This window comes from Arthrobacter sp. P1_C12_2 (assembly GCF_056406415.1).
The window spans coordinates 25,248-49,727 of sequence record NZ_JBFUAF010000023.1 but is presented as its reverse complement, the minus strand read 5'-3'; the positions used below and the strand labels follow the sequence as shown (position 1 = coordinate 49,727).

Genomic DNA, 24,480 nt, shown 5'->3' with positions numbered 1-24,480 from the left:
CCGACAGGCGACAAGAAACGAGAATCCCATGACACTCGCGCACAGCGACCTCCGCACCGCCCCGTTCACTAACCCCGCCCTGCCCATCCCGGACCGGGTGAACGATCTCCTGGCCCGGATGACGCTGGAGGAAAAGGTGGGCCAGATGCTGCAGCTCGACGCCCGCGGCGACCTCGATGCTCTGGTGTCCCAAAAGCTCGTGGGATCCCTCCTCCACGCCTCCCCCGAACGCATCCTGGAAGCGCGCCGGCTGGTGCTCTCCACCCGGCTGCAGATCCCGCTGCTGATGGCCGATGACTGCATCCACGGGCACTCGTTCTGGCCCGGTGCCACGATTTTCCCGACCCAGCTGGCGATGGCGAGTACCTGGGACTCCGGGTTGGTCGAACGCGGAGCCCGGGCCACGGCGGTGGAGGTTGCCTCCACCGGACTCCACTGGACGTTCTCACCCGTCCTTTGCATCAGCCGCGACCTGCGCTGGGGGCGCGTCAACGAGACATTCGGCGAAGACCCCCACCTGATCGGCGCCCTTGGAAAAGCCATGATCCGCGGGTACCAGGGACAGGGGCTCACCGACCGCACCGCCATCCTCGCCACGGCCAAGCATTTCGCGGGCTACTCGGAAACCCAGGGCGGCCGTGATGCCAGCGAGGCGGACCTCAGCAGGCGGAAGCTGCGTTCCTGGTTCCTGCCGCCGTTCCAGGAAGCGGTCGAGGCGGGATGCCGTACCTTCATGCTGGGCTACCAGGCCATCGACGGAGTGCCCGTCACGGCCAACAAATGGCTGCTCAATGAAGTGCTGAAAGGCGAGTGGGGATTCACCGGCACCCTGGTGACCGACTGGGACAACGTCGGCCGCATGGTGTGGGAGCAGAAGGTCTGCGAAGACGACGTCCACGCAGCCACCGTAGCCGTGGACGCCGGCAACGACCTGGTCATGACCACTCCGCAGTTTTTCGAGGCAGCACAGGAGGCCGTGGCGCGGGGCGATCTCGACGAGCGCCTCATCGATGACGCCGTTCGCCGCCTGCTCACCCTCAAATTCGAACTCGGCCTGTTCGAAGATCCCCGCGTACCGGACGCCGACCAGCAGGCCAAGGTCATCGGCTCACCCGAACACGCCGCCATCAACCTGGAGCTGGCCCGCCGGTCCCTGGTCCTGCTCAGCAACGACGGCACGCTCCCGCTCGCAGGCGGACTTCCCAGCGTAGAAACCGGAAGGGCCCAGGGAAACGGAACCCCCCGGACCATTGCCGTGATCGGCCCGAACGCCGACGATCCCCACGCACAGCTCGGGGACTGGGCAGGCGCCTCCGGCCAGATTGACTGGCTCCCCGACGGACATCCACGCCACCTGACATCGACCGCGCTCGACGGCTTCCGCTCCACCGTCCCGGAGGACTGGTCCGTCACGTACACCCGAGGTGCCGACATCGGGCATCTAGTCCCGGACCCCGCCGGGCCCACGTACATCGACGGGCAGCCCCGTCCCCCGCTGTTCGTAGCGGCCGGATCCAACGAGTCGATGCTCCAGGAAGCGGTCGCCGCAGCACGCGACGCCGACTACGTCGTCGCGGTGGTTGGCGACACCGTGGCTCTCGCCGGCGAGCACAAGTCAACAGCGACCCTCGAACTGCAGGGAGGCCAAATTGAGCTCATCGACAGGCTCGTTGCAACCGGTGTCCCGGTCGTCGTCGTGCTCGTGCAGTCCAAGCCGTCCATCCTGCCTCAACCAATCCTCGACGCCGCCGCGATCATCGAAGCCTTCAACCCCGGAATGCAAGGCGGCCGGGCCGTGGCCGAACTCGTCCTGGGACTGATCGAACCGACCGGCCGGCTGCCGATCTCCTTCGCGCGTCACGCCGGCCAGCTGCCGATCTACTACAACCAGGTCCGCGGCCAACACGGCGACCGCTACGCCGATCTCTCCCAGGACCCCCTTTTCGCTTTCGGCGAGGGCCTCAGCTACACCACGGTCGAATATGCCGATCTGCGCGTCCTCACGGAATCCGTCACCGCCGATGGGCGAGTGGAGGCCAAGGTGACTCTTACGAACACGGGTACGCGCCCCGCCCTCGAGACCGTGCAGGTGTACGTGGCGGACACCGTGACGAGCGTGACTTGGGCCGAACGAGAGCTGAAATGCTTCACCCAAGTCCAGATCATGCCGGGGCAGTCGGTCGACGTGGACTTGAGCCTTCCCGCGGCATCATGCTCACTGGTGGATCAGAACGGCGACCGGATCGTCGAGCCCGGAGACTTCGAGCTGCTTGTCGGCCGGCACTCCCGCGATCCGGAAATGCTCACGGGCCGATTCCGCATCACCGTCTAGTCCTCAGAGCTGCACGAAACAGGCTGATGGGGCTCACTCCGGGCGGACCGGGCCCTGTCGGATCCATTTCCCATTGGGCCACGATGACGGACAAGGGTCTGCAAGTGACCGATGTCTGGGAGAGCCGCGAGCAGTTCGATGCCGTCGCTCAGGAAAAGATCATGCCCCTCAGCCTGCAGGCCGGTTTCGCGGGGCCACCCAAGCTGACCTTCCACGACGTGCACAATTACTACGCTCCCGGGAACGGCGCCTGAAGCCTGGTATTGCAGGGCAAGGCCGGCCGCTTCAGTCCAGGGACTCCTCGGTGTCGAAGTTGGGAGCCGCAACCGCCGTTCACTCGCGGCGCGTCACATCGAGGGTCCTGAGGACCTGCTTCTTCTTGTGGAGGTAGGTCACCGGCCGCTCGGTCAGCACGCGGCGAATGAACGTCCCCCTGCTTTTCAGCCTGATTCAGCTCCTACCAGCGGATGCCCTCGTCGGCGAGCATGGCTTTGCGCTCGCTCACCGGCACGCCGGTGAGGGTCCGGCGGCGACAACAGTGGGTCACGAGCATCCCGACGCTGTTCCTCATCGCGTCGGGATGCCACCAGCGCACGTATTCCAGCACGTCCTCGACTCGTCAGGGTGGTGGCTGCGGCCAACGAACAGGACCAGGGTCTCGACCTCGGGCCGGAGCCAGTTGAACTTGGACGTGGCCAGGGCAGCGGCAGTTGAGACGATCTTCTGCACCTGCGCGCCGAACCACGCTTGGGTGTAGGCCAACTGTGCCCCTCGGTGCTGTGCCGCTTGCGCTGTAGCCAGATGTCAGGGTCCAATCCCAATGGCCCGTACGCTCGTCCAGCGACGGTAATCCGACCGCCCCGATCGGTGTGACGGGTCTTCCCCCGGTGCGAGAATGTCTGCATGCTCACCTTCCTGGAGACTGAACGACTTCTGCTTCGGCAGTTCACCCCCGACGATGCCGAACTACTCGTGGAACTGGACAGCGATCCGCGCGTGATGCGGTACATCACCGGCGGTATCCCCACCTCCAGGGGCGAGATAGAAGGCGACTTCCTCCCTGCATTCCTCGACTACTACCAGCGCTTTCCCGGCTACGGGTTCTGGGCCGCGCTCGAGAAGACGACCGGGGAATTCCTCGGCTGGTTCCACTTCCGGCCAGGCCCCGACGATCCACAAGATCAGCCCGAACTGGGCTACCGGCTGCGCCACGCGGCCTGGGGAAAGGGCCACGCCACAGAGGGATCGCGGGCGCTGATCGCCAAGGGGTTCACCGAGTTAGGGGTGCAACGGGTTGTAGCCTCGACCATGGCAGTAAACACAGCCTCCCGAAGAGTGATGGAGAAATCCGGGATGCGCCTCGTGCGAGCCTTCATCGCCGACTGGCCGGTGTCCGTCCCGGGCAATGATCACGGCGACGTCGAATACGCGATCACCCGAGACGAATGGGAGGCCGACGATTCCCGCTTTCGTCCCCAGTGACCCGCCGGTATCAGTAGGCCGGACATATGAAACCGCAGCGAGGTCCGCGACAGACTCTGAGGCGATTCCACGAGGCCATGCCAGCGCAAACATCACAGCGGCGAGGGTCGCGAGGTCGGGCAGGGCCGCGGCGTCCCCCGTAAACCGGTCCGCCACCGGCCACTGCAGCGGCCGGTGGAGCGCTCTTCCAAAATGTCAGTTTCCGAAGTCGTCTGCCCGGAATGTCCGAAGTCGTCTGCACAACCTTGGGAGTTGGGCTTGAGAGAGTCCGATTGGGGAATCCTTAGCGGCGCTGGGTGCTGAGTTTCATGGTCACGGGACGTCGAGACTCCGTTGCTGCTCCAGGCGGGAGGAGGGTGCTCCGTCCAATAGTCAGCGCCCTGGCCGCGAAGGGACTTTAGGAGCCCGACCTATCCTTCCTCCCGAGCGAGAGATGTACCTCCTCGAAGGACCCGTCGGGGCTGCAACAGAGGCGTTCGATGAACAACGCTCCAGACGCAGTTTGCGGTGGTGGCCGGCTGACCAAACCTGGTGCGTTGGAAATGATCTTTACGCTGATTCTGTCTACGTCGCTGGTTCCAAAGAATGCGTCTCGGCTCTCGTGGATGATCCCCGTCTGGAAACCCTCGTAGCCGACCGCTCCGACGTTCATCCCGGAATCTACGCATAAGCACTTCGAAGTTCAAGCCAGGCGGCGTCCATATGGGGATCGTGCAACGGGCGGTCAGACCGGGTTAGCTGCAGAGTTCGAGGAAAGGGCGTCTTTGCGGATTGCCCAACGGCCGATGGCTGCCGCTGCGCCAACAGTGGCCCATGGGATCAGCAGCCAGGGTTGCCAGCCGAAGCCCAGGACGCTTCCCAGCATCCAGAACCCGAGGGTGGGCACCGCGAAAAAGGCCCCGATGTGGATCCATTGATTCCGGACCGGGCGCAAAAGATAGGCCAACACCCAGGCCAATGGCGCCGCGACCACCAAGGAAACTCCGAAGCCATACAGAATCACCATGCCCAAAAAGCCCCACACGTGGCCGGCGTCGGTCCCGTCCCGCGAGGCGGGCACGCCATAGCCTGCCGCCACCAGGAGCAGTACCACGCCCACCCAGAACGAGGTGGCGATGAGCCAGCCCTTGATGAACGCGTACGCGTCCAGGACCACTCTGTGTGACCGAACTGCCTGCGGCTGCGCCGCGTCCCCCAACGCCATGGGCTTAGCCTACCTAAGCGCAGAAGCTTCCCGCCTGTGCCGAAGGTGCGGCCGTCCGATCGGGGATCCTTTACCGGACACTGTTATGTGCTTGTGCTATTGGTGTTCGGGAAGCCGTCGATGCTGAAGCGGTTCGTCTGGCCTTGATACTCGCCTAGGCCGTCCTCGCCCATGGCGGCGGCTCAATAGTTTATAAGTGTGCGCTGCTCGCCGTACTTGACTCGCCGTACTTGAACAGCGGCACACCGACACCGCAAGAGGTCTGCACAAGATCCACGTCGACGTCGAAGATGTGGCGGGGTCGCATCGGCGGGAACAGTCCGATCAGATTCTTCCACGCGGCCTCGCCTTCGTGGAACGCCGAACTCAGTTCGTGGGGCGGATCGGTCCGTCGGGATGCGGTGTCGTCAGCGGGTCGGCGTGGCGACTGACCAGTTGCCATCCGTCGCTCCCCAAGCGAAAAGTGGTCGTGACGCGCAAATCGAAGGACGACCGCTCGTTGCGACCGCCGACCTTGGCCTCCCAATGCTCGTGCTCGAACAGCGTGACGAGATCTGCGCCGACGTAACGGGAAACTTCTTCAAACCGAACTGGCGTGCCGTCGCGGAAGTTCGATGAAGCGAAGTCGAGCGCCCGTGAAACCGAATCCCAGCCGCGCGAGGAGCCGCCGAAGGGATTCGCTAGAAGCACGTCCTCGCTCCGCGCGTACATTGCCTTGATCGGCTCCGGATCGCCCACGGCAAACACGTGTATCCCCGAGTGGTATTGGTCGATGACCTGCCCAATGTCCATGCCCCACCTCCGATCTCATGTCTACATCGGGGTTGCTAGGCAGGCAAGGGACGGATGGTCCCAGCTCCATTCATTGGTGGAACGGCGTCCATAAGTCGGTCGCCCACCGCGACACCATCCGCCCGCACTGGCGCTGCGAGAAAGTCCGATACAGATACTGGAATCCCGGATTCGCGCATACCCCGGCCGCAAAACTATCCCGCTCGGGTTGGACAATCGCGACAGGTGCACCCGCCTGCGCAGATCATTTGGCTGCGTCCGGGTCTGCACCAACGAACAGGACCTGGCAGCGCAAGGCGCTTACGGGTCTGGGTATCCCCGAGGGCCTGATCTATGTCCACCACGGCCTGACCGGCAGAAACAAGAACGGCCGGGACCGAACGAACCCCTGGCTGCTATCCGTGCCGGCGACAATCTGGTCGCCACCAACCTCGCGGTTTGCCCGGTGCCTCCCCGATGCTCGAGACATCATCGAGGTCATGACGAGAGTTTCCCAGGAGTTCCGGCTGGCGACAGGGATGATCATGAGGATTTGATCCCCAAGTCTCTGCAAGTCATGCAGTTCCAAGCGCTCCCGGCTATGAAGGAGTACGCAGCAACACCGCTGTCCAAGCCAAGAGAAGGAGCCGCCAGACCAGCCACCACCAACAAAAATGGGCCCCGCAGGGGCCCATAAAGGAGATTTGTACACATTCAGCGGCCCACAAGCCCCTGAACAGGGAAAACACGTGCCCGAGGTGGGACTCGAACTGCATTCCCTCCCCCGCAAACACTGGATTCCCGCGGAAACATGCGGAATCCGGCCCAGTCCGGCACCAGTAAGACCCGATCCGAAGCCCAAAGTGTGTACTTTGTACACACCCTCTTTTTTGACCACTTTGATGTTCGATCCAGATGAATGCCGCCGCCTCGAGGCGCGGAGAGTCCCGTCCCCTGACAGCCTTCATTCCGCCCGATGTTCCTACATTCCGGTGCGTTGGTCCGGGCTCGGCGCACAGCCTCGACCGAGCACCGAAATCCGGGGCAAGTCGCAGACTGGGAATCAATGAGCGGCATAGCGTTGCGCCTCCTTCGGACATCTCATGGCCGAAGAAAAGAGAACACGCATGATCAGCACCCCGCACATACAGCTGGCCGGAGCCGCGCTGGTGGTGGCTGCTGTGTGGTCAGTGGGCAGGTTGATGATGATGCCGAACTGGGTTTTCCGTTCCCGCAGGGTCACCATGGCCGAGGCCGCACCGGTTCCAAGGATGAGGTCCCCCTCCCAGTGACCGGCTTCTGCGTTGGTTTCGACCTCGGGCGGCCGCTGGCCGATTATGGTCATGTTCTGCACCGTGGATCCGTGGCCGGAGGTTGTCCTCCAGCGATGCTTGCGGATCTTCCGGCCCGGGCGCAGCCGGGGGCAGCCATAGCGGAAATTTCAGGCGGCGACTATGGGGAAAACTCATGCCAACGATTCTGTGTCCACCAGCTGCGGCTTAAGGCAACTATTCATCCGGAGCCAAGCAACCCTTGAATGTAATGCACCGTGAACAGACGGCACGTCAGGGCGGACCGCTGGTCCGCGGCGCTGAGTAAGTTCGACCTGTTGACGGATCTGGCGAGCCAGGCGTAGACAGGGGCGTATTCATCCGTTCGCAGGCCGCCCATTGCGGGCCTGCACGCCCGCAGGGAGCTTGTCATGGCTGTTGCAGTCATCTTGGAGTTCGACGGAACGACTCTCGAGCAGTACGACGAGATCAACAGGCTGATGGGGCTCACTCCGGGCGGACCGGGTCCTGTCGGGTCCATTTCCCATTGGGCCACGATGACGGAGAAGGGTCTGCAAGTGACCGATGTCTGGGAGAGCCGCGAGCAGTTCGATGCCTTCGCTCAGGAAAAGATCATGCCCCTGAGCGTGAAGGCCGGTTTCGCGGGGCCTCCCAAGCTGACCTTCCACGACGTGCACAATTACTACACTCCCGGGAATAGCGCCTGAAGCCTGGTATTGCAGGGCAAGGCCGGCCGCTTCAGCCCGGGGGCTCCGTAGTGTCGAAGTTGGGAGCCGCAACCGCTGTTCACTCGCGGCCGGAGGCGGTTGAACGTGGGCGTGGCCAGGGCAGCGGCAGTTGAGACGATCTTCTGCACCTGCCGCCGAACCACGCTTGCGTTTAGGCGAACTGTGCCTCGGTGCTGTGCCGCTTGCGCTGTAGCCAGATGTCAGGGTCCAATCCCAATGGACAGACGCTCGGCCAGCGACGGCAGTTCAATCGCCCAGATCGATGTGAAGGTTCTTCCCCCGGTGTGAGAATGTCTGCATGCTCACCTTTCTGGAGACTGAACGACTTCTGCTCCGGCAGTTCACCTCCGACGATGCCGAACTACTCGTGGAACTGGACAGCGATCCACGCGTGATGCGGTACATCACCGGCGGTCTCCCTACCCCCCCTGGGGTGAGATAGAAGGCGACTTCCTCCCTGCATTCCTCGACTACTACCAGCGCTTTCCCGGCTACGGGTTCTGGGCGGCGCTCGAGAAAACGACCGGGGAATTCCTCGGCTGGTTCCACTTCCGGCCAGGCCCCGACGATCCACAAGATCGGCCCGAACTGGGCTACCGCCTGCGCCACGCGGCCTGGGGAAAGGGGCACGCGACGGAGGGATCGCGGGCCCTGATCGCCAAGGGGTTCACCGAGTTCGGGGTGCAGCGGGTTGTGGCCTCGACCATGGCAGTAAACACAGCCTCCCGAAGGGTGATGGAGAAATCCGGGTTGCGCCTCGTTCGGGCCTTCGCCGCCGAGTGTGTCCACGTGGCCGGGAGCGGTGTGCAGTACCCGGACGCCGGTGCCAACGAGCTGCTGGCGGAGCGATTCCGCCTAGCCCCTCGCCCGCGACGTGGGCATGACCGCGCGGATGGCAGACTTCGGCGTCACCAGAGCGGACCTCGACTCGCTCGTCGAAGACACCTGGCCGACGCCGTCATCAACAACACCCCGGTGCCGCCCCGTCCCGGAACCAGCGTGGCTCTCTCGTGATGACTGCCTCTGGAGGGCCCTTCAGATCGTAGACAAAACGCGGGCCGTGACGTCTCCAGAGATACCGTCGGGGCGCACGCTCTGGAGGCCTTGGAGGCACCGGCCGGTGGTCCATGATTCGCACTCAGGGCAAGGCATATGTCCCGCTTGACACGCGCAGCCCGGCATCTTAAATTTTCTATGTGCCCGGCCATGCCGGGATGGTTTTGCTTCACCCCTTGATAGCTGTGCCAGTTAAGCGGCTAAACCGCCGGACGCAGGAGGCCAAGATGTTGAAGACACCGCTACACGAATTCGTCAATGACTGCATCGCCCGGAACCAGGACGCCGACGGGCTCACCCAGGAAGAGCTGTACGGCCTCTACCTCAGCTGGTGCTCCCTCCGGGGAACCACACCCGCACCAGCCAGAACTTTCAGAGCCGGACTGCGCGCAGTGAACATCCAGCCCGACCGCCACGGCGGCCTGTGCACCGGGCTGGCGATGACCGGCCCCGCTGCCTGCGACTACATCCTCCACMGGGAACTCCCCCTCGCAACGCTGCCCCAGGAGATCCAAAGGAACGTCGACGACGGAATCACCCCGATCGGCCGGAAACCCGCGGAAGGAAACGGCCCGGCAGCGGCTCCGGCTGCCTAGAGCCCGGGCCGTTTCCTCGACCTGTCGGGGAACGCCGGCGCTTCCGGACGTTGCAAAATTGTGCCTTTTGCCCAGAAAAATCGTGTGCGACGATGCGGTCATGAGCGAACACACCGAACCCGGGCCGGCGCAACGTGCCGCCCCGTGGACGCGTCGCGACGACCTGACCACACACCAGATGCGCACCATTGGGCAACGGCGCGCAGCCGCTGAAGAAAAGCTCGCACGCCATCTCAAGGAAGGACACCACCTGGCCGCAGAACACCCCCCTGGCCACGGAAAAATCTCCTGACGTCTAACCGGCCGCATCAGCCCCGCCCCACGCCGCACCGGACCGGGCCGGCGCCGGGTGCGGCCGCACGGGGATCCGGACCGAACCTGCGCGAGCCCGTTTCAGGGAACGCCGCGCGCCAGAATACGCAGATCGGCCAGGGCGCAGAATCAGCATTTCCATCCGCAGACAAACTAGGGAGACTCTCATGTTGCTTTGGATAGCCATCATTATCGCTGTTCTCTGGCTTCTCGGCCTGCTCGGAGGCATCGGCGGCGGGTTCATTCACCTGCTTCTGGTAATTGCCGTGGTCGTTCTGATCTTCCACTTCCTCCGCGGCAGGTCCCGCGTGTAAATACAAACTATGTTCCCGCCGCCGAATTGTCGAACAATCGGCAAGTGCCGGGAGGGCATCCATGACGCCCAGCCAAACAACGCACCGGGACAGGACTGCCGAGGGGCGTTGCCCCGCCGGTCTACTAATGTTCGGCGATGTCGTGGGATTAGGCTGGAGCTGTGAGCCAACTGTTGGACGAGGGTCCGTTCTTTCACGGCACGAAAGCCGACCTCCGGGACGGTGATCTCCTTAGGTCGGGCTTCAGGTCGAACTACCGTCCCGAAGTCGTGATGAATCACATCTATTTCACCGCTCTTCCGGACGGTGCGGGACTCGCCGCGGAACTCGCGGCGGGTGACGGCGCCCCGCGCGTCTACGCCGTCGAGCCGACCGGGGCATTCGAGGACGACCCGAACGTGACCGACAAGAAATTCCCTGGCAACCCCACCCGGTCATATCGCAGCAGTGCCCCGCTCAGGGTCGTCGGCGAAGTCACGGATTGGACACGACAGGCGCCCGAAGCGCTCCAGGCGTGGAAAGAACGCCTGGCAGCACTCCGTGCGGATGAGCGAGGCGAAATCATCAACTGACGAGGATCAACGCTCCTTTAGGAAGTCGTGGCGCGATCTACCCGGATTGAGCCTACGGTCAGCGGAGCGCGCGCAGATACCGTGCAGGCACGATCCGCTGCCCGATTCGAAGGAGTGGGTAGAGTCCCCGCCAGTCGGCCATCTGCTCTCGGCTCAGTGTGCGCCCAGACCGGGATGCACCGCAGCTTTGCAGTTCCGCGGACCTTTCCCGTGAAACAACGCACCCTAGCCCGGGACGCGGCCCGGGAACTACGCTGGGGCAGGCGTCGCCCCGTTTCCGGGCAGGCGGCGGGCACGTGGTCGGGGAAGGAGGCGGTCCATGAACGCACAGAACATCACCCACTGGATCCGGGCGGGGTTGTGGACGTTGCCTCTTTACGGCCTGATCACCGCCTGGGCCACGCTTGAGCCTCAGCCGGACCAGCAAAAGGATCCAGATGCCTGGGCACGGTTCGTCAGCACGGGCTCGTATCAAACCAGCCACTTGCTCGGCAGCTACGGAGGCACCATCCTCGCGATCTTCGGGGTGTTCGCGCTGGGCTGCTGCCTGGCCACCAGCCGCGCCGGCCGCCTGGCACTGGCAGCAACAGTCATCACCGTCGCGGGAACTGCCCTGCTAATGGTGCCCGCTGCCCTCTCCACATTCGCCACTCCCGCGATCGGGAAGGCCTATCTGGAAGGGAACCGGGACGTCATGCTTCTGGAGTTTCCATCCGCCATGACGGTCTCGTTCCTGCTCGGGCTCCTCCTCGCGTTCCTTGGCAACGTCTTGCTTGGAGTCGCGGTCTGGCAGTCCCGCACGCTCCCCCGCTGGGCCGGGGCCCTCTGGGTTGCAGGCGCCGCACTGTTCTACCTCCTCGGCGTCGTGCTGGGGCAGGCAACCACTGGCAGCAGCCTTCCGACGCAGCCGGCCGGTGCCCTGCTCATGGCTGCATCGGGCGGCTGGATGGCGTGGAGCCAGTCACGGCAGGGCCAGCCAGCCGCGGCCGTCCATGCGGCCGGCACGCGCTGACGGCTTAAGGTTCGTGGAGGCCGGACTTGCCCAAGCGGTCCAGGTGATTGTGTTGAGAATCCGCGTCGGCTCCATCCGTTCGGATGGATCGAGACGATGAACACCGGAGAACGACCACATGCCACATCTACGACGTTGCGATTATGTCGGTATCAACGATGGCGTATCACCCATGTGCGCGGTCTGGGGGGATTATCGTACCCCTGGCCCAGCGGATCGGCTGACCCGCCTTCAGCCGCGCCGACCTCACCGGTGAGGTCCGCCTCGGGCCCCCGAAGATGCCCGCCCGCTAATGTTCCGCAGCCCAGCACGGGCGCTTACGCCGTTCCCGCGGCCACGGCGGATAACCACGAAGATTTGATCCCCAAGTCTCAGCAAGTCATGCAGTTCCAAGCGCTCCCGGCCATGAAGGAGTAAGCAGCAACACCGCTGTCCACGTCAAGGGAAGGAGCCGCCAGAGCGCAACGGCCACCACCAAAAATGGGCCCCCGCAGGGGCCCATAAAAGGAGATTTGTACACATTCAGCGGCCCACAAGCCCCTGAACAGGGAAAACACGTGCCCGAGGTGGGACTCGAACTGCATTCCCTCCCCTGCAAACACTGGACTCCCCCGGAAACATGCGGAATCCGGCCCGATCCGACACCAGTACGACCCAGTCCGAAGCCCAAAGTGTGTACTTTGTACACACCCCAAAATCCGCCCTCCTGCACACACCGAACGCCAACCGCGCCCCCACAGAGGGAGCGCGGTTCTTTTGGTGACAGTGCTTGGACTTCTTGCTTAGGTTCATCACGACCAGGTTTCTTGACAACGCCGCTGCCGGGGAACGAACCAGTCAACAGCCAGGAATCACGCCCGACTACAAGGAGCTTCACAGCGACTGAGCCTCCTTAAGACATCTCATCGGCCGCTGAACGGACGCGCGCATGATCAAACCAAGGGGTTACGCAGCATCTCGGCTCCGTACCCGAGCCGCTGAATATTACTGAAGCACCACCCAGGGATCTAAGGTGCGGCAAGACGCATATGCTGCGTACCCGAATGTGACGAAAGTGTTCTTATCGGCCCTCGCCGAGGAGCCGGTGGTTGGTCTCCTCGGCCTCACGGCCGGGTTCAGCCCATTCCAGGGCGGCTACAAGGTGCCCCTCGTTTGGGAGAGCTTGTTGTTCGGCTTCGGGAAGTTTGTCGTGGGTGTGTGTGCGGCTATCGCCATGGGGGGGACGTGGAGCGGCCGAGGCTGTAGCGAACGCTGGGGTCGCTTTTCGTGCCGCAGATCAGGATGCGGACGGTTTCGTTGTGGTAGTCCCGGCGGAGCATGTCGTCGACGAGAGCGACGTAGAAGTGAGATTGCCGGCGTATTCAGGCTGGAACTTTCCGGTCTTCAGTTCGATGACAACGTAGCCCGTTGACCGCACCAAATGAGACGTCGAGCGCCACTACCTCACCGCAACTCAATGAATAGACCGGGATGGGCCGAATGTCTTTTTGATCAGAGTTCGAGCAGGCGAACTGTGTTGGCTTTGAGTAAGCTCTTCGCCGGACATAGCCCCGAAACGGCCATCAACCGCGGGTCACTCGCCAACCCCGAAGCCGTTGACTGGTTCATCGAGCACGCACGCCTGTACTTGTCAGAACACCACCGATAAGACGGGTTGCTGAAGGGCGAGTCAGGCACGACCGTCCGGAAAGCAGCAGCGAATGGTTCGGCCACCTCGGGGGCGGCTCGAACATATGCCCGAAGATCGCCACACGCCCGTTCGGGCGCAGCACCTCAGCCGCCTTCAGTGCACCGGCCACCGGGGCTATCCAGTGCCATGACCGCGCCGCGATTACCGTGTCGAACTTCCGGACGGCTGGTTCCCAGGCTTCGAGTGTCGATACTTCGACCGGCAGGCCGGCAGGCCGGCGGCTCGCGCGAAGTCGGCCATCCGCGCATCTGGCTCGACGCCGAGCACGGTGCAGCCCGGCTGCTTGGAACTGGCGTCCGGCGATACCGGTGCGGCGGGTGTCAGGCCGCCGGTTCTTCGACTTTCACGGCGGAGATTTCGAATTMAAGGGTGATCTTGTCCGAGATAAGGACCCCGCCGGAGTCAAGAGCCGCATTCCATGTGAGACCGAAGTCCTGCCGGTCAATCCGGCGTGAGCCTTCAAAGCCCGCCCGGAGGTTACCCATGGGGTCACGTTCGACGCCGATGAAGTCCAGCGGGATGGCGATGTCCTTGGTGACCCCGCGGATGGTGACGTCACCGCCCACGATGAAGTGGCCGTCGTCGACCTGGTCCACCCGGTTGCTGGAGAACGTGATCTCCGGAAACCGCGGTGCGTCAAAGAATTCGTTAGTACGCAGGTGCTGGTCGCGGTCCGCATTGCGAGTGTCGATGCTGGCCACCTTGATGGTCATCCGTGCCGACGACTGCTCAGGGTTTTTGGCATTGACATGGATGGCGCCCTCAACGTCGTTGAACGCCCCGCGCACTTTGGTCACCATGGCGTGGCGCGTTGAGAAACCGATGCGGGTATGGGTGGGGTCAAAGCGCCACTCACCCGAAAAGTCCGACAAGATTTCAGCCATGGAATGCCTCCTGTGCAGGCGTGCCGGCACAGGGACTGTGCTCCGGAAAGGTGTTGCAACACTATCAGACCGGCACCCTGGGACATTAACTTCCGCCCCATGCATAACACAAACTCACCGGTGTTCTACGGCATCACGTGTACACGGGTGTCGACAATGTCTACGCCAAGTTGGCCGGACAAAAGCGCGCCAACCTCTCCCCGGCTTACAGGAAGGAGCGAACCGAAACAAAAAATCTCCAAGAAATTTCCAGCCGGTCATGTCAACACCACAACCCCACGGCATGAATAAGTGGAGGACCAACCACATCCACAGAGCAAGCCAGAAAGGAGATCCGAATGACCCCACATCCCAGCAGGCGGAGGCTCACCAGCAAGGGCCCTGATCCGCGCCACCCACATAACCGAATAGGTCACCGCGGCGCCGGGCCTGAAAAAGAAAAAAGAATTTCCGATCAGTGCGTAACCTTTTGGGCTACCCCAACGATTACGCCGTTGTAAGCGCCGCTCGGAGCCAGGACCCCCATCGGGCACCGGCCGGCCCTGCACCGTAAGCGCCGGCCGGTGCCTTCCCCCCATCTGGTCTCCGGTCGGCCCTTCATCGTAAGCGCTTGCCGGCGCCTGCCCCCATCGGGCGCCGGCCAGCCTTCCATGCTGTTGCGGGAGAGTTCCCTGCTGATTGTGGACGGGGAGCGGCCAAGTCCTCAGCAATCGCCCGCAGCGTCATGCTGGCCGCGGTCAGGTCACGGATCGCCTGGTGGACGGCGAGGTGTACGCCTAGACGGCCAAGGACGCGGAAGTGAAATGCAAGGACGGTCCGGTGGCCTGCCGGACCCGGGTGTGGAGTTCGGCGGTCACCCGCCGGGGAGAATGATGAACAGGAACTTGGGAGAACGCGCAGACCGTGACAGCAACAGCGAATGAAACTGCCCTGGACGTTGCCGTGGACGTCCGGTTCACCCCGGCCGGCACTCCCCTGGCCGTCCGGCATGAGGGCCGCATCTGGGCCGTGGCCGCCGATCCGGTGCACTGGTTCACCCGGGACGCCTGGCGGGACACCCGGCGCACGGCCGCCGTCGGCGGCGGGGACCTGGTGGGCATCGAATACTGGCGCATCCAGGTCAGTGTCGGGTCCTCAAACTCCGCGCTGCGGACCTTCACCCTGCGCCGGAACCCGCCCGACACCCAATGGCTCCTCGAAAACATCAGCGGCTAGGCAACAGTGACCCTGAACAGCCAGCCGATCAGTGATCAGACCTGGCAAGGGATCAGAACAGAATTCACGCTGCCTGCCCTGCTTCAGGTGCGCCGGCGACTCTCCGAGTTGATGGAAGACCCCGAACCCGTGATACAGCAGCTCATCCGCGTCTTCATAGACGACGGCACCTTCTGCCCGGGATTCCAGTTCCTCCCCGACGGCCAACTCCACCCAACGGTGGTTGAGCTCTTTGAGCACGCGACGGAACTGAAGATCCCGCACAACTACTTCACGGTCTGGACGGTCACACCATCCAGAGAACTCAGCGGATCCCGGCCCGTTATTGCGAGAGTGGTTCAGTAATTCAGATGGCACCCTACGGGGCGTGGATCCTCCTCGATTTCGCCGCGCCGAATAGATTCAGCTTCAATGGCTACATGCCTCCCGTCTGGTCATTGCGCCAAAGCCTTCCCTCTGACGCTTCATGGATAGCCGAGCTCCGCGCCCAGGTCATGCGTCCCGATCTCGAGCGCCTCGGACGCTGGGATCCGGTGCGCGTCAGACAGCGCTTCCTCACTGGCTTTCACCCGGCGCATACGTTTGTTATCGAAGTTGAGGCCTCCGCGGCCGGTGTCATTGCGGTCCGCCCCGAATCGGATGAGCAATGGATTGAACATTTCTACCTGGCCCCCGAGTATCAAGGGCAGGGTCTGGGGGTCGCTGTGCTGCGCCAGGTATTGATGGCGCAGCGCGATCACCGGCCTTTCCGGCTAAATGTCCTCCAAGGCAGCCCGGCGAGACGTCTCTACGAACGCACCGGATTCGTCCACGAGCACGAGGATTCGATCGATGTGTTCCTCGTCGCCCAAACGGACCGGAAGGTTGTGCCCAGGAGAACCCGCTCCCGCTGAACGATCCCCTAATGGGACAAGCAAATGGTCAAGCAGACTCTCCGCAGTCCCCCGGAATTAGTGCCTCCGCCGCCGCCTGCCGCGGGGATGCTGGCCGCCGGCTCAGTGGCCGGTACGCATCCGGTCACGTGCGCAATTCACAACGGCGGACAAGTCGATCCCGTAGGTCGGCCCGTCGCCGGAACCGTACTCCTCGAGTCGGGCCGCACCGCGCTCGAGGAGCCGGATCGCACCAATGCTGTTCCCCCGGGCGGCGTGGGTGAGCCCGACGCAGATCTGGGCGAGACCTTGCCACAGGTTGCGTTCTTCGGCCGGCCCGGCTTTCCACCGGGCCTCGAGTACCTCATGAGCGGCGAAGGGCCGGCCGGCTTCCACCAGACTCCGGGCCGAAACCAACGTCTGCGCCGGCGGCAGCGGTTCCTCCGAGACCGGCTCGACGCCAGCGCTCCCGTACGGCAGCGGCCGCCCAAGAGCGTCACGCGGCCGGGCCTGCCGCGGGCGCCTTGAAGCATCCCTATCCCTGTCACCGGTCATTGCAGTCTCCCTGAGCGTGCCCGGACGTTACAAGCCTTCATACGCCCAATGCTAAGACCCGGCCCTTCGAACATCCGTTCCGCCGCAAAGGATGCCGTCGGGACGGCGGCCGCGAGAGAAGAAATGATCACCGCTGGTCGCGTCGCAGGGGGTGATCCTTCGGCGTGGAATTCACCCTCTGCCAACGTGTGCACGACCCTACGGAACATGCACTTCGGCGACGTCGCAAGGCGATCCCCTGCACACCTACTCCGGCTGGCCGAACGCCTCTTCAACACCGCACTGGCCGGCTAGCCAAAGCCGCGCGGCTGTAGGCGGTTCCAGGACCCGGTTCGGATGCCAGAGGGCGACGAGGCCTGCGCACCGCAAATTCGCCGTTTCAGAGCATTCCGGCCACCAGCCACATCCCAGACCGCAGGGGGCGCGGCCCTTCTTTGCGCGCCTCGGGGGCTGGGCGACTTCCCGTCAGGCGTGTCCGCAAGCCGGTCCTCAAACGCGACACGTTCCGCCCGCTCCCCGCCGCGAGGAATTCCGTAGGTGTGAATCTGTGACTGTGGGTTGAGAATGGCGGGTTAATACACAGTTGGGATGGCGGTTTCGGTGCCCCGTATGGAGAAGCATCGGTGCTGCTGCACAGATCCCGTTACATTGTTACTCAACAGGGGACATCGCCACCTAGGTTAACTGCGTATAGGCCAAGTTCGTAACGCGTCAGAAGTTCCTTGCGCCAGCAGCACCAACCGGTCGATATCCAGGTTTGTGTGTTTCTGACAGCGCCGTCACGGCGGCAATATCTTGTGGGGTCGTTCGACAGCACCCGCCAACGAGCCGGGCACCAAGTTCACGCCAGATCGGCGTTCCCTCCGCAAGGCTTGCGGGCTGTTTGCTATCGGGGCCTGAACGGCTCGCCGCGGCCGGCCCCCACGTTTTGGTGACTGCGTCATAGCTTTCGCCCGAATTCGGATATGCGATCAGGGGCGTATCAGTGGCTCTGCCCAAGGCCTCCAGCGATGGGGAGACCAGCTCCAGCGGCACGCAGTTCACGCCGATCGCCGCCACGAGCGGCTCCGCCGTCAAGAGTTTTGCCGCCTGAGCCAGCGGCGTACCGTCGCTGATGTGGCCGCCATCCCGTAGCGTGAAGGAGAGCCAGGCTTCGACGTCAAACTCTTTCATGAGTGCCAACAGGGCCTCGGCCTCCGGCAATGAAGGCAGCGTCTCACAGGCAAGAAAGTCCGCTCCGGCCGCCACCAGCGCTGCGATTCGAGGCCGGTGGAACTCCAAAAACTCGTTTTGGCTGAGGACATAGTCGCCCCGGTATTCCGATCCATCGGCAAGGTACGCGCCGTAGGGCCCGACAGATCCTGCAACCAGCAGGGGGCCCGCATCCGGGTTTTCGGCCAGGTACTCGCGGCGTGCCTCGTCAGCCAGGCGCACACTCAATGCCACCCGTTCCAAGGCCGCTTTCTCGCCGATGCCGCGGCGCGCAAATCCCAGGGGTGTGGCTTGATAGCTCGCCGTGATGGCGACAGTGGCTCCGGCGCGGAAGTAATCGTGGTGTACGCGCTTGACCAGTTCCGGTTGCTCCAGAAGGACTTTAGCCGACCACAAAGGGTCTTCCAGATCGCAGCCGTGCGCTTCAAGCTCGGTGGCGAGTGCACCGTCCACGGTCAAGTTCGCTCCGGCGTCGAGCATGCGGGAAAGCATGGTGTTACGGGGCATCGTTCAGGGCTCCAAGCATTTCGGTTTGTTCTTTCCTGCCGGGCAGTTGCTGCGCCTCGTGGCCCGGCAATGCAAGGTAGCACAACGTGGAGTGCCAAAAAGTGCAGTGCAGCCCGGGGCTTGCAGATGACGGTCAGCAGCCGCTTGCAGCAACCGGTGTTCCGCGGCTCAGGCACGCCCAAAGTCTGGCGGATGTGCCGAGTGAACGCGAACACCTCTCAAGATCGTGCGTAATACGCATATATTCATGCTTGTAATGAACATCACTCTATGCAAATATGGCATTCTGACACCTTTTGCGAACTGCCAGGAAGAGGCTTCCCTTGAAAATTGCAATGAAATCAGTCCGCAAGCTGCGCGTGCATTGGCCTATAGCTTCGGAAACCTTCTCGCGGCTCGCCAGGGGCGACGCAGAAGCGTTCAAAGATGAGGCCGGCATCGCGGCCCTGCTCCAGGCTTCGTCGGAATCCCCTGACTTAGGGGATTTTGGCAACTACAGGCATGTATTTGAATCCGGCCTGGGTTTCGAGGGTTTCACCTGCACTGAAGGCGCTAACCCTACGTTGGGGCAGGTGGGGCAGCGGACAATTTCGCCTACCTTGGTCTTCACGACGTATTTCGATGCGGCGCTCCCTGACGCCGCCGTGGAACGCTTCCTGCAGCACATCGTTGATATCCATCCCTGGGAGGTACCGGTCATCGAACTGACAGGCCCAGTCAGCGTCTCCAGCACTGCCCTTCCGGCAGTCTTTGAGAGCGAGGTCGCATCATGATTGAAGCCACCACGGCCGGACTTTGGGACGGTCTGCAAGCGTTGCTGGCGGGCAGGTCCTTTACCGACCTGACGCACGCCTTCCACCCCGGCCAGCCTCATTTCCCGGCCTTCCCCGACGAAATCAGGGAGACCGTATTCGACCTGGATAAAGGCGACGGTTTCACCGCTCACCGGTATTCGATCATCGGCCAATGGGGTACGCACGTTGACCCTCCCTCGCATTTCATCCGCGGGGGACGGACCTTGGACCAGATTCCTGTGGAGGACATGGTCCTTCCACTGGTCATCCTCGACATCACCGCGCGGGTCACCGCAAATGCGGACGCCACTCCCACGATGGAAGACATTCAGGCATGGGAGCGCCGCAATGGTGCCATCGCACCGGGGTCCTTTGTGGCGTTGCGGACAGGGTGGAGCCATCGTTGGCCCGACGCCGACGCCATGGCAAACAGGGACGATGAGGGTGTCAGCCACACACCTGGCTGGTCGCAGGAAGTCCTCTCCTTCTTGATCGAGGAGCGGTCGGTAACCGCCGTCGGCCATGAGCAGACGGACACAGACCCGGGGCGGGCTACGTCCCGCCATGATTTCACCTTGGAGACCTATGTCCTGGCGCGGAACCGGTGGCAGATCGAGCTGATGGCGAACCTGGACGGACTTCCAGAAGCCGGCGCGGTCCTCATTGCAAGCTGGCCTAAGCCCCTGCAAGGCAGCGGCTTTCCAGCCCGTGTCTTCGCCATCCACTAAGACACGTTCGTGCAGTGACTAGAATCGGATCCATGTCTAAGACGTCCAGCATGGGCCGGGGAATCATGGCTGTCCTCGCGGTGGGCTCCCGCAACGCAGAAGGCCTGTCTGGCGGAACGGTCGCTGATATAGCAGCCGATCTGGGCAGGGACCGCAGCCAAGTTTCGCGCAGTCTCCGCACCGCCGAGCAGGAGGGGTTTCTAGCACGCGGAGACCATCGGTCCTACGCCCTGAACTGGTCGCTCCTGACAGACGCACAGCTGTTGACAGAGCAACGGCTGCAGACCGACGGCGTAACCGCCTTGGAAGGCTTGGCCGGTGAAACTAACGAAGGATGCTTCCTTGGAATTATGAGCGGAAACAGCACTGTCACGATCGGTGAGCGTGTTCCGGCAAGTAGCAACATGGTCGGTTCGTGGCTGGGCCGGCCCTACCCGGCGTTTTGTAGTGATGCCGGCCAGGCCCTGCTGTGGGAAGCCTCGGACGCCGAGGTCCGAACCATTTTCTCCGGCGTTCCCTTCGTGCGCCATGGCCCCAATACACCGCTTGACGTCGAGGACTTCCTGTCACGACTGCGCGGGGCGCGGGCACGGGGGTACTCCATTGTCGATGAGGAAGCCGAACCAGGACTTTACTCCCTGGCCGTTCCGATTCGCGACTTCAAGGGCGATGTGGTGGCAGCGCTTCAGGTCGTAGGCGCCAAGATACGCTTGGAGCCGCGGCGGGAGTTCTGCGCCACGGCTCTCGTGTCCTGGGGAAAGTGGCTTGCGTCAACGTTGGGTCACGCGGCGCCGCAGAACCGGCTCTAGCTGGCCAGGCCCTTCCGGCCCGCGTCTCCCCGGGCGCGCCCCTCGCAGGACCCCAACCGTTCGGCTGCTGCCGTGAGGGCCTTCGCAATGTCATCGGTGCTGGGTTTGATCTCGGCCCGGCTGCCGAGGACGCTGAGCGCGGCAAGAATTGATCCATCAGCGTTGCGGACGGGAACGGCCAGTTCGTAGATTCCGTGCTCGAATTCTTCCTCCGCGACAATGAAGCCCCGCGCCCTGTCCCGGTCCATCAGTTCGGCGACTTCTTGTGGCGAATGGGCCGCTCCCGGACCGCCTACGCCGATGAAGTTGACGTCCTGGAGGAGGGCTTGAACGGCAGGCTGCTGGTCGTCCCACAGCAGGGCCCGGCCTGACCCGGTACACCACACGGGCGTCACCATGCCGGGTTTCACGAAGCTGCCGGGAACCGCGTCATTGCTGGAGGCCCGCAGGAGAATGACGCGGAAGCCCTCGCGGACGGAAATTCTGGATCGAAGGCCGAAGGAAGCCACCAAAGCCTCAAGTTCGGATCTGGATTCCCGGACCCAGCCGGCATTCAATGCTGCGGCCAGGCTGAAAAAACGCGGCCCGGTTCGGAATGGGCCGCGTTCGACACGTTCCAGCAGTCCCAGCTCGCACAATTCCTGCGTCAGCCTTGAGACGCGGCTTTGTTCCATGTCCAGCTCGGATGCGAGCTGGGAAACGCCGAGAAGCCGCCTGCCCCGCTTCTCCCGGTCTGCGACCAGCCGAACAATTCGAAGTCCTTGGGCCATGGACGACGCTTCCGAGGAAGAATCCATGCTCCGTGCTCCTTCCGCCCGATGACTACGCCTATTCTCACATGTCTTCATTGTTGACCAGGACGCGGTTTCCTTGCGCCCACACAGTGTAGAGGTCCGCGAGTATTGCTGAATTCGCTGCTTCCAGTTCTGCGGGAGCGATTTCTGCGCTTCCTTGCCGCCCGAACAACACGACTTCGTCTCCAGGGGAAACTTCCGCCACGTCGGTGACGTCGACAACCATGGAATTCATCGAAACGATGTCGACTATGGCAGCGCGACGGCCGCGGACAAGTACGCTGCCTTGGCTGGCCGGTGCCCGCCGGTAGCCATCTCCGTAACCTGCTGTCACTGACGCCAGCCTTTAGTCCCGGTCCAAGGTGTGGGTTAGCCCGTAGCCGACCCTAGTTCCTGCTGCATAGCTATTCATGGAAGCGATCCGGGCTTTGAAGGCCAAACACCGTTGGAAGTGCCCTGTTGTAGGTTCCGAATCGCCGTAGAGGACTGCCCCGGCACGGACCATGTCCAGCCAAGAGCCGTGTACGTGCAGGGCGGCCTATGAATTGGCGCAGTGGAGCAGCACTTCCTCCCGGGGAGTTCCGGTCAGTTGAAGCAGTGTCAACGCCTGGCTTTGGAAACGCAAAAGAGCCGTTTCGATATGACCCGTCGTCGTCCTTGGGAAAATGCGTCATGATCCCGGCCAGTTGAAGCCCCGGGTGGCTCACGATTCCTACCGCGGATGCCCGGCCAAGCGAGGATGAGACGTCGAGGCTGTGCCTGCTGATCCCGGAAGAGTTGATATCGAGGTGGATGCGGACCACCTTCCCAGCCACGGCAGCGATCTCGTGTATCTCCCACGCGCGCTGCGGGTCGGCAACAAGTTCCTCGATGTCGTGACGCAGGCCGGCCCTGATCTCCTGCGGCGCCGCGGCACGGACACGCAGGATCCGGCCCTCAAAACCGCAGCGGCGTGCAATGGCTGCCTCCTCGTTGCTTCCTACTCCGATGAATGGAACGCCCAGACGAACAAGGGAAGGGAGTAAGAGGTCAGCTCCGTGTCCGTAGGCATGGGACTTGACCACTGCGCACAACAGCGCCCGGTCACCGATCATGGACAGGAGGTTCCGGACGTTTGATTCGAAAGCAGCGGCGTCAATCTCCGGCCAGCTGCCGGCGTCCTGGACCGAACTGCGCACGTGTTGCATCAGGCCTTGTGAGTTCATGGTTTATCCCTTGGACAGCCTCGTGGCCGGGGAAGAAAGACCCCGGCCACGAAGCTGAGAAGGCGATGGTTGATGATGGCGTCAGGACAGCTGGTCTGCGCGCGCCTGGCGCCCGTATTTGAAGTAGAAGAAGGCGTAGCAGGCACCCACAAAAGAGATTCCGAAATAGAGGGCTGCCACCTGATTCGGGTCAAAGGCGATGCCGATGAGCGAAATGAGACAGAGCGAGAAAGCCAGGATCGGCACCAGCGGGAACAGCGGGGCCTTGTAGGGAAGGGCAGCGACATCGCCGCCGTTCCTGACGAAGGACCTCCGGTGGAAAAAGTGCGAGGCGGTGATGGACATCCAGACCCCGACGACGGCGAAACCTGCCACCGATACGAGAGCCAGGTATACCGTTTCGGGCGCAACGACGCTGCTGATGAGGGATGCCAAGCCACCAAGCATGCTGACTGAGAGCGCGATCATCGGGATACCGCGCCGGGTCAGCTTCTTCAGCGCCCGGGGGGCGTGACCCTCGTCGGCAAGGGAGTAAAGCATCCGTGCGCAGGAGAAGAGTCCGCTGTTTCCGGCGGAGAGCAGTGCGGTGATGATGACGAAGTTCATGATGTCGGCGGCAAAAGGAATGCCGATGGATGAGAAGACCGTCACGAACGGGCTTTCATCCAGTCCGACGTGCTCGTAGGGGATGGTCGCGGCGATGACAGCGATTGCCCCGACGAAGAAGACCAGCAGACGGACGACGGTGCTGCGCATCGCCTTGGGGATGCTCGTGGCGGGGTCAGCTGTTTCGCCCGCTGCCACGCCGATGAGTTCAGAGCCGGAGAAGGCGTAGAACACTGCAAGTGCTGTGACGAGGACGCCGGTGAAGCCGTTGGGGAAGAGACCGCCGGAGGTGTTGAAGTTCTCAAACATAAAGGGGTGGTTGGTCCCCTCGCTGAGCGGGTGGACGCCGAACAGCGCCGCGCCACCGAGAACGATGAGGACGACGATGGCGCCGACCTTGACGATGGCAAACCAGAACTCGGATTCGCCGAAGAACTTCGAGGAAACTGCGTTTAATCCGAAGAGGACCGAGGCGAAGATGACGCACCAGATCCAGACGTCAACACCCGGGAACCAGCGCTGCATCAGGAGACCGGAGGCAGTGAACTCCGATCCGATGGCGACTGCCCAGCAGAGCCAGTAGAGCCACGCCGTGGTGAACCCGGTGGCCGGCCCGATCGACCTCGCCGCGTAGATATGGAAGGCGCCCGAGACCGGGTAAGCAATGGCAAGCTCGCCGAGGCAGGCCATCACCAGGTACACAACAAAGGCGCCGATGAGATAGGCGATGACCGCCCCGAGTGGCCCGGCCTGGGAAATGGTGTAGCCCGAGCTCAGGAAAAGCCCGGAGCCGATCACCCCGCCCATGGCGATCATGACCAGATGCCGTGCCCCCATGGACCGCCGGAGCCCGGAATCGGTCGACGGGGGAATCGTGGGCTGCGGTTTTAGCTGGACAGGTGATGAGGGTTCCATGGTTTCTCCCAGGTGAGTGGACA

General features: G+C 63.0%; 29 protein-coding genes. 18 read left to right on the top strand and 11 right to left on the bottom strand.

Translation table 11 applies throughout. The annotated features are described in order from the left end of the window. The first annotated feature begins 28 nt into the window (after positions 1-28). A complete protein-coding gene (locus AC1DZQ_RS19875) occupies positions 29-2,332 on the top strand; it encodes an exo-beta-d-1,3/1,6-glucosidase (protein ID WP_476965116.1) in 2,304 nt (767 codons plus the stop codon). A gap of 104 nt (positions 2,333-2,436) precedes the next feature. Then, positions 2,437-2,586 (top strand): hypothetical protein, encoded by a 150-nt coding sequence (locus tag AC1DZQ_RS19870; RefSeq protein ID WP_476965115.1) that lies wholly within the window; start codon positions 2,437-2,439, stop codon positions 2,584-2,586. A 313-nt stretch (positions 2,587-2,899) separates the two neighbouring features. Here the strand turns inward: AC1DZQ_RS19870 and AC1DZQ_RS19865 are convergent, their stop codons facing one another. Next, complete coding sequence (locus AC1DZQ_RS19865; protein ID WP_476965114.1) at positions 2,900-3,094, bottom strand: hypothetical protein; 195 nt, start codon at positions 3,092-3,094, stop codon at positions 2,900-2,902. A gap of 141 nt (positions 3,095-3,235) precedes the next feature. On the opposite strand from AC1DZQ_RS19865, the gene AC1DZQ_RS19860 reads away from it, so the two are divergent. Next, the gene (locus tag AC1DZQ_RS19860; protein ID WP_476965113.1) at positions 3,236-3,814 is read left to right on the top strand and encodes a GNAT family N-acetyltransferase; all 579 of its coding nucleotides are present in this window, start codon (positions 3,236-3,238) and stop codon (positions 3,812-3,814) included. A 724-nt stretch (positions 3,815-4,538) separates the two neighbouring features. On the opposite strand, the gene AC1DZQ_RS19855 is transcribed toward AC1DZQ_RS19860, so the two are convergent. The 3 genes from AC1DZQ_RS19855 to AC1DZQ_RS19845 all read right to left on the bottom strand — a co-directional run bounded on the left by AC1DZQ_RS19855 (position 4,539) and on the right by AC1DZQ_RS19845 (position 7,134). Beyond that, a complete protein-coding gene (locus AC1DZQ_RS19855; RefSeq protein ID WP_476965112.1) occupies positions 4,539-5,018 on the bottom strand; it encodes a hypothetical protein in 480 nt (159 codons plus the stop codon). Between the two features lie 366 nt (positions 5,019-5,384). Then, entirely contained in the window at positions 5,385-5,810 is a 426-nt protein-coding gene (locus AC1DZQ_RS19850; protein WP_476965111.1) for a YybH family protein, read from the bottom strand. Positions 5,811-6,852: 1,042 nt separating this feature from the next. After that, entirely contained in the window at positions 6,853-7,134 is a 282-nt protein-coding gene (locus AC1DZQ_RS19845; protein ID WP_476965110.1) for a hypothetical protein, read from the bottom strand. Positions 7,135-7,491: 357 nt separating this feature from the next. On the opposite strand from AC1DZQ_RS19845, the gene AC1DZQ_RS19840 reads away from it, so the two are divergent. The 9 genes from AC1DZQ_RS19840 to AC1DZQ_RS19800 all read left to right on the top strand — a co-directional run bounded on the left by AC1DZQ_RS19840 (position 7,492) and on the right by AC1DZQ_RS19800 (position 13,319). After that, positions 7,492-7,788 (top strand): hypothetical protein, encoded by a 297-nt coding sequence (locus tag AC1DZQ_RS19840; protein WP_476965109.1) that lies wholly within the window; start codon positions 7,492-7,494, stop codon positions 7,786-7,788. Between the two features lie 319 nt (positions 7,789-8,107). After that, positions 8,108-8,251 (top strand): GNAT family N-acetyltransferase, encoded by a 144-nt coding sequence (locus tag AC1DZQ_RS19835; RefSeq protein ID WP_476965108.1) that lies wholly within the window; start codon positions 8,108-8,110, stop codon positions 8,249-8,251. Next, positions 8,248-8,823, top strand: a complete 576-nt coding sequence (locus AC1DZQ_RS19830) for a GNAT family N-acetyltransferase (RefSeq protein ID WP_476965144.1) — start codon at positions 8,248-8,250, stop codon at positions 8,821-8,823. The genes AC1DZQ_RS19835 and AC1DZQ_RS19830 overlap by 4 nt, the downstream gene beginning before the upstream one ends. A gap of 269 nt (positions 8,824-9,092) precedes the next feature. After that, positions 9,093-9,461, top strand: a complete 369-nt coding sequence (locus AC1DZQ_RS19825; protein ID WP_476965107.1) for a hypothetical protein — start codon at positions 9,093-9,095, stop codon at positions 9,459-9,461. Positions 9,462-9,561: 100 nt separating this feature from the next. Next, complete coding sequence (locus AC1DZQ_RS19820; RefSeq protein WP_476965106.1) at positions 9,562-9,753, top strand: hypothetical protein; 192 nt, start codon at positions 9,562-9,564, stop codon at positions 9,751-9,753. 187 nt (positions 9,754-9,940) lie between these two features. After that, on the top strand, positions 9,941-10,087 hold the full coding sequence (locus AC1DZQ_RS19815; RefSeq protein ID WP_476965105.1) for a lmo0937 family membrane protein: 147 nt from the start codon (positions 9,941-9,943) through the stop codon (positions 10,085-10,087). Between the two features lie 161 nt (positions 10,088-10,248). Further along, on the top strand, positions 10,249-10,659 hold the full coding sequence (arr, locus tag AC1DZQ_RS19810) for an NAD(+)--rifampin ADP-ribosyltransferase (RefSeq protein WP_476965104.1): 411 nt from the start codon (positions 10,249-10,251) through the stop codon (positions 10,657-10,659). Positions 10,660-10,978: 319 nt separating this feature from the next. Next, positions 10,979-11,671, top strand: coding sequence for a hypothetical protein (locus AC1DZQ_RS19805; RefSeq protein WP_476965103.1), 693 nt, complete (start codon positions 10,979-10,981; stop codon positions 11,669-11,671). A 1,522-nt stretch (positions 11,672-13,193) separates the two neighbouring features. Beyond that, positions 13,194-13,319, top strand: coding sequence for a hypothetical protein (locus AC1DZQ_RS19800; protein WP_476965102.1), 126 nt, complete (start codon positions 13,194-13,196; stop codon positions 13,317-13,319). A gap of 362 nt (positions 13,320-13,681) precedes the next feature. Here AC1DZQ_RS19800 and AC1DZQ_RS19795 read toward each other — a convergent pair whose 3' ends face one another. Continuing rightward, positions 13,682-14,245, bottom strand: a complete 564-nt coding sequence (locus tag AC1DZQ_RS19795; protein ID WP_476965101.1) for a YceI family protein — start codon at positions 14,243-14,245, stop codon at positions 13,682-13,684. A gap of 903 nt (positions 14,246-15,148) precedes the next feature. On the opposite strand from AC1DZQ_RS19795, the gene AC1DZQ_RS19790 reads away from it, so the two are divergent. From AC1DZQ_RS19790 to AC1DZQ_RS19780, 3 genes are read left to right on the top strand one after another with little or no spacing between them, the layout of a single operon-like run. Further along, positions 15,149-15,460 carry a hypothetical protein gene (locus AC1DZQ_RS19790; RefSeq protein ID WP_476965100.1) on the top strand — a complete coding sequence of 104 codons (312 nt, stop codon included), beginning with the start codon at positions 15,149-15,151 and terminating at the stop codon, positions 15,458-15,460. A gap of 6 nt (positions 15,461-15,466) precedes the next feature. Beyond that, on the top strand, positions 15,467-15,805 hold the full coding sequence (locus tag AC1DZQ_RS19785; RefSeq protein ID WP_476965099.1) for a hypothetical protein: 339 nt from the start codon (positions 15,467-15,469) through the stop codon (positions 15,803-15,805). Positions 15,806-15,810: 5 nt separating this feature from the next. Next, positions 15,811-16,353 (top strand): GNAT family N-acetyltransferase, encoded by a 543-nt coding sequence (locus tag AC1DZQ_RS19780; protein ID WP_476965098.1) that lies wholly within the window; start codon positions 15,811-15,813, stop codon positions 16,351-16,353. A 102-nt stretch (positions 16,354-16,455) separates the two neighbouring features. Here AC1DZQ_RS19780 and AC1DZQ_RS19775 read toward each other — a convergent pair whose 3' ends face one another. Then, positions 16,456-16,887 carry a DUF309 domain-containing protein gene (locus AC1DZQ_RS19775; protein WP_476965097.1) on the bottom strand — a complete coding sequence of 144 codons (432 nt, stop codon included), beginning with the start codon at positions 16,885-16,887 and terminating at the stop codon, positions 16,456-16,458. Between the two features lie 711 nt (positions 16,888-17,598). After that, complete coding sequence (gene mmuM, locus AC1DZQ_RS19770; RefSeq protein WP_476965096.1) at positions 17,599-18,606, bottom strand: homocysteine S-methyltransferase; 1,008 nt, start codon at positions 18,604-18,606, stop codon at positions 17,599-17,601. A 323-nt stretch (positions 18,607-18,929) separates the two neighbouring features. Between mmuM and AC1DZQ_RS19765 the strand changes: the two genes are divergently transcribed. Genes AC1DZQ_RS19765 through AC1DZQ_RS19755 form a run of 3 tightly spaced genes read left to right on the top strand, consistent with a single transcriptional unit; the run spans position 18,930 to position 20,937 of the window. After that, positions 18,930-19,379 (top strand): hypothetical protein, encoded by a 450-nt coding sequence (locus tag AC1DZQ_RS19765; protein WP_476965095.1) that lies wholly within the window; start codon positions 18,930-18,932, stop codon positions 19,377-19,379. Further along, on the top strand, positions 19,376-20,128 hold the full coding sequence (locus AC1DZQ_RS19760) for a cyclase family protein (protein WP_476965094.1): 753 nt from the start codon (positions 19,376-19,378) through the stop codon (positions 20,126-20,128). The genes AC1DZQ_RS19765 and AC1DZQ_RS19760 overlap by 4 nt, the downstream gene beginning before the upstream one ends. Positions 20,129-20,160: 32 nt before the next feature. Beyond that, positions 20,161-20,937: an IclR family transcriptional regulator gene (locus AC1DZQ_RS19755; RefSeq protein ID WP_476965093.1), complete on the top strand. Its 777-nt coding sequence runs from the start codon at positions 20,161-20,163 to the stop codon at positions 20,935-20,937. On the opposite strand, the gene AC1DZQ_RS19750 is transcribed toward AC1DZQ_RS19755, so the two are convergent. The 4 genes from AC1DZQ_RS19750 to AC1DZQ_RS19735 all read right to left on the bottom strand — a co-directional run bounded on the left by AC1DZQ_RS19750 (position 20,934) and on the right by AC1DZQ_RS19735 (position 24,457). Further along, complete coding sequence (locus AC1DZQ_RS19750) at positions 20,934-21,734, bottom strand: IclR family transcriptional regulator (RefSeq protein WP_476965092.1); 801 nt, start codon at positions 21,732-21,734, stop codon at positions 20,934-20,936. The genes AC1DZQ_RS19755 and AC1DZQ_RS19750 overlap by 4 nt on opposite strands. 37 nt (positions 21,735-21,771) lie before the next feature. Further along, a complete protein-coding gene (locus AC1DZQ_RS19745) occupies positions 21,772-22,065 on the bottom strand; it encodes an alanine racemase C-terminal domain-containing protein (RefSeq protein ID WP_476965091.1) in 294 nt (97 codons plus the stop codon). Between the two features lie 70 nt (positions 22,066-22,135). Beyond that, complete coding sequence (locus AC1DZQ_RS19740) at positions 22,136-22,825, bottom strand: alanine racemase (protein ID WP_476965090.1); 690 nt, start codon at positions 22,823-22,825, stop codon at positions 22,136-22,138. A gap of 192 nt (positions 22,826-23,017) precedes the next feature. Beyond that, entirely contained in the window at positions 23,018-24,457 is a 1,440-nt protein-coding gene (locus AC1DZQ_RS19735; RefSeq protein WP_476965089.1) for an amino acid permease, read from the bottom strand. Positions 24,458-24,480: the final 23 nt, after the last annotated feature.

What these genes read in the sequence shown, in the direction of transcription:
- AC1DZQ_RS19780 (WP_476965098.1), top strand. Translation starts at nt 15,811, where the DNA reads ATGGCACCCTACGGGGCGTGGATCCTCCTCGATTTCGCCGCGCCGAAT.
- AC1DZQ_RS19840 (WP_476965109.1), top strand. Translation starts at nt 7,492, where the DNA reads ATGGCTGTTGCAGTCATCTTGGAGTTCGACGGAACGACTCTCGAGCAG.
- AC1DZQ_RS19860 (WP_476965113.1), top strand. Translation starts at nt 3,236, where the DNA reads ATGCTCACCTTCCTGGAGACTGAACGACTTCTGCTTCGGCAGTTCACC.
- AC1DZQ_RS19805 (WP_476965103.1), top strand. Translation starts at nt 10,979, where the DNA reads ATGAACGCACAGAACATCACCCACTGGATCCGGGCGGGGTTGTGGACG.
- AC1DZQ_RS19850 (WP_476965111.1), bottom strand. Translation starts at nt 5,810, where the DNA reads ATGGACATTGGGCAGGTCATCGACCAATACCACTCGGGGATACACGTG.
- AC1DZQ_RS19760 (WP_476965094.1), top strand. Translation starts at nt 19,376, where the DNA reads ATGATTGAAGCCACCACGGCCGGACTTTGGGACGGTCTGCAAGCGTTG.
- AC1DZQ_RS19775 (WP_476965097.1), bottom strand. Translation starts at nt 16,887, where the DNA reads ATGACCGGTGACAGGGATAGGGATGCTTCAAGGCGCCCGCGGCAGGCC.
- AC1DZQ_RS19820 (WP_476965106.1), top strand. Translation starts at nt 9,562, where the DNA reads ATGAGCGAACACACCGAACCCGGGCCGGCGCAACGTGCCGCCCCGTGG.
- AC1DZQ_RS19845 (WP_476965110.1), bottom strand. Translation starts at nt 7,134, where the DNA reads ATGACCATAATCGGCCAGCGGCCGCCCGAGGTCGAAACCAACGCAGAA.
- mmuM (WP_476965096.1), bottom strand. Translation starts at nt 18,606, where the DNA reads ATGCCCCGTAACACCATGCTTTCCCGCATGCTCGACGCCGGAGCGAAC.
- AC1DZQ_RS19735 (WP_476965089.1), bottom strand. Translation starts at nt 24,457, where the DNA reads ATGGAACCCTCATCACCTGTCCAGCTAAAACCGCAGCCCACGATTCCC.
- AC1DZQ_RS19815 (WP_476965105.1), top strand. Translation starts at nt 9,941, where the DNA reads ATGTTGCTTTGGATAGCCATCATTATCGCTGTTCTCTGGCTTCTCGGC.
- AC1DZQ_RS19740 (WP_476965090.1), bottom strand. Translation starts at nt 22,825, where the DNA reads ATGATCGGTGACCGGGCGCTGTTGTGCGCAGTGGTCAAGTCCCATGCC.
- AC1DZQ_RS19835 (WP_476965108.1), top strand. Translation starts at nt 8,108, where the DNA reads ATGCTCACCTTTCTGGAGACTGAACGACTTCTGCTCCGGCAGTTCACC.
- AC1DZQ_RS19875 (WP_476965116.1), top strand. Translation starts at nt 29, where the DNA reads ATGACACTCGCGCACAGCGACCTCCGCACCGCCCCGTTCACTAACCCC.
- AC1DZQ_RS19855 (WP_476965112.1), bottom strand. Translation starts at nt 5,018, where the DNA reads ATGGCGTTGGGGGACGCGGCGCAGCCGCAGGCAGTTCGGTCACACAGA.
- AC1DZQ_RS19755 (WP_476965093.1), top strand. Translation starts at nt 20,161, where the DNA reads ATGTCTAAGACGTCCAGCATGGGCCGGGGAATCATGGCTGTCCTCGCG.
- AC1DZQ_RS19750 (WP_476965092.1), bottom strand. Translation starts at nt 21,734, where the DNA reads ATGGATTCTTCCTCGGAAGCGTCGTCCATGGCCCAAGGACTTCGAATT.